Raw genomic sequence first — 2075 nt, forward strand, 5'->3', positions numbered from 1 at the left:
CGCCGCTTTCCTTGCCATGCGCCGCGCGGTGGCGCGCCTGCCCTGCGTGCCAGACATGGTGCTGGTGGACGGCAATGCCGCGCCCGATTTCGGCTGCCCGGTCGAATGCGTCGTCGGCGGCGACGGCGAATGCCTGTCGATCGCCGCCGCCTCGATCGTCGCCAAGGTCACCCGCGACCGGCTGATGGAGCGGCTGTCGCGGCGCTGGCCCGCCTATGGGTGGGAGCGCAATGCCGGCTACGCCACCGCCGCGCATCGCGACGCGCTGCACCGGGCCGGCGCCACGCCGCACCATCGCGACGCGTTCGGCACGGTCCGCCAGTTGGCGCTCGACCTGGCCGTGCGGCAGGATTCCCACCTCGGGGCGATGTCATGAGCGGCGCCGTCCTGATGGAACTGCCCCTCGACCAGATCCTGCGCGGCGACTGCGTCGAGGTGATGCAGACCCTGCCCACGGGTTCGATCGACTGCATCTTCGCCGATCCGCCCTACAATCTGCAGTTGCGTGGCGAACTGCGCCGCCCCGACGACAGCGTGGTGGACGGTGTCGACGACGATTGGGACAAATTCGCCGATCTCGCGGAATATGACCGCTTCACCCGCGCCTGGCTGGCCGAGGCCCGGCGCCTGCTGCGCAAGGACGGCACGATCTGGGTGATCGGCTCGTATCACAACATCTTCCGCCTCGGCGCCATCCTGCAGGATCTGGGATTCTGGATCCTCAACGACATCATCTGGCGCAAATCCAACCCGATGCCGAATTTCCGCGGCCGGCGCTTCACCAACGCGCACGAGACCCTGATCTGGGCGGCACGCGGGCCGGACAGCCGCTATCGCTTCAACTACCAGGCGATGAAGGCGCTGAACGACGACGTGCAGATGCGCTCGGACTGGTACCTGCCGCTCTGCACGGGGGGCGAGCGGCTGCGCAACGCCCACGGGCTGAAACTGCACCCGACGCAGAAGCCCGAAAGCCTGCTGCATCGCGTGCTGATCGCTTCGACCAATGTCGACGACATCGTGCTCGACCCGTTCGCCGGCACCGGCACGACCACCGCCATGGCCCGCCGCCTGCGCCGCCGCTATATCGGCATCGAACGCCACCCGGACTATGCCGAGGCCGCGATCGGCCGCGCCCGCCGCGAACGCCCGGTGCCGCTGGACAGCGTGCTGACCACGCCGGCCAAGCGCGAAATCCCGCGCATCCCCTTCGGCAGCCTGGTCGAACGCGGCCTGCTGCCCGCCGGCACCCTGCTCTACGATCGTCAGAAGCGCGTCTCGGCCACCGTCTCGCCCGACGGCACATTGGTCAGCGGCACGCAGCGCGGCTCGATCCACAAGCTGGGGGCCCTGCTGACCAACGCGCCGTCCTGCAATGGCTGGACCTTCTGGCACCTGCAGCGCGACGATCGGATGATCCCCCTCGACACGCTCAGGGGCGAAGCGCTGACCCAGGACGGCAACGTTCAGGACAGCCACGTCCGGGACAGCCACGTTCAGGACGGCAACATCCAGGCAGGCGACATCCAGGACGGCGGCACGGGCTGACGTCCCGCGCGCCTCACCCGCCGTCAGTCATCGTCCAGGGAGTATCGTCCAGGCTGGCGGGTCAGCTCCCGCCGAAGCCCAGAAAGCCGATTTCGGGCTGCGCCGTCCCGCCATCCTGGGCATAGCGGTGGGTCGCCGTCACCATCACGCCGCTGCCGCGCTTGCCGTGGCTGCTGCCGTTGATGCTGATATGGCCGCTGCCGTTGCGCATCTCGACGCCCGAATTGGTCGTCGACGCCGCGATCACATGGCCGTCGTTCAGCGTGCGCAGCGACAGCAGCAGAAAGGTGATGTCGTTGCGGTTCAGGTCGATCGCCATGTCCAGCGGCGTCTGGCCCAGCACGTTGTGCGCTTCCATGTCCGCGCCACGGTTCAGCGCCTCCTTGGCCGCGTTCAGGCTGCCGCGATTGACCGCGTCGAACAGCGCGTCGGTCGGGTTCATGTCGCCATTGGCGTGCCCGGCGACCTCCTCGTTGGATTCCGCGCCGGGCAGGGCGGCCGGCGGGGCTGCGGCCTTGGCGGCACGG

Annotated in this window: 3 protein-coding genes; 2 read left to right on the forward strand and 1 reads right to left on the reverse strand. The window is 69.0% G+C overall.

All coding sequences use genetic code 11. The annotated features are described in order from the left end of the window. Positions 1 to 376, forward strand: a 376-nt coding sequence (locus HUK84_RS15895; RefSeq protein WP_176641152.1) for a ribonuclease HII, incomplete at its 5' end; no start/stop codon positions are given. Beyond that, positions 373 to 1548 (forward strand): site-specific DNA-methyltransferase, encoded by a 1176-nt coding sequence (locus HUK84_RS15900; RefSeq protein WP_246285730.1) that lies wholly within the window; start codon positions 373 to 375, stop codon positions 1546 to 1548. The genes HUK84_RS15895 and HUK84_RS15900, both read left to right, overlap by 4 nt. 61 nt (positions 1549 to 1609) lie before the next feature. Here HUK84_RS15900 and HUK84_RS15905 read toward each other — a convergent pair. Beyond that, positions 1610 to 2075 (reverse strand): ankyrin repeat domain-containing protein (locus HUK84_RS15905; RefSeq protein ID WP_176641153.1); only part of this gene is annotated, 466 nt, incomplete at its 5' end.

The sequence above is a fragment of the Nguyenibacter vanlangensis genome (assembly GCF_013376155.1).
Taxonomy (GTDB): domain Bacteria; phylum Pseudomonadota; class Alphaproteobacteria; order Acetobacterales; family Acetobacteraceae; genus Gluconacetobacter; species Gluconacetobacter vanlangensis.

Coding starts and splice junctions, on each gene's coding strand:
- HUK84_RS15900 (WP_246285730.1), top strand. CDS start 373: ATGAGCGGCGCCGTCCTGATGGAACTGCCCCTCGACCAGATCCTGCGC.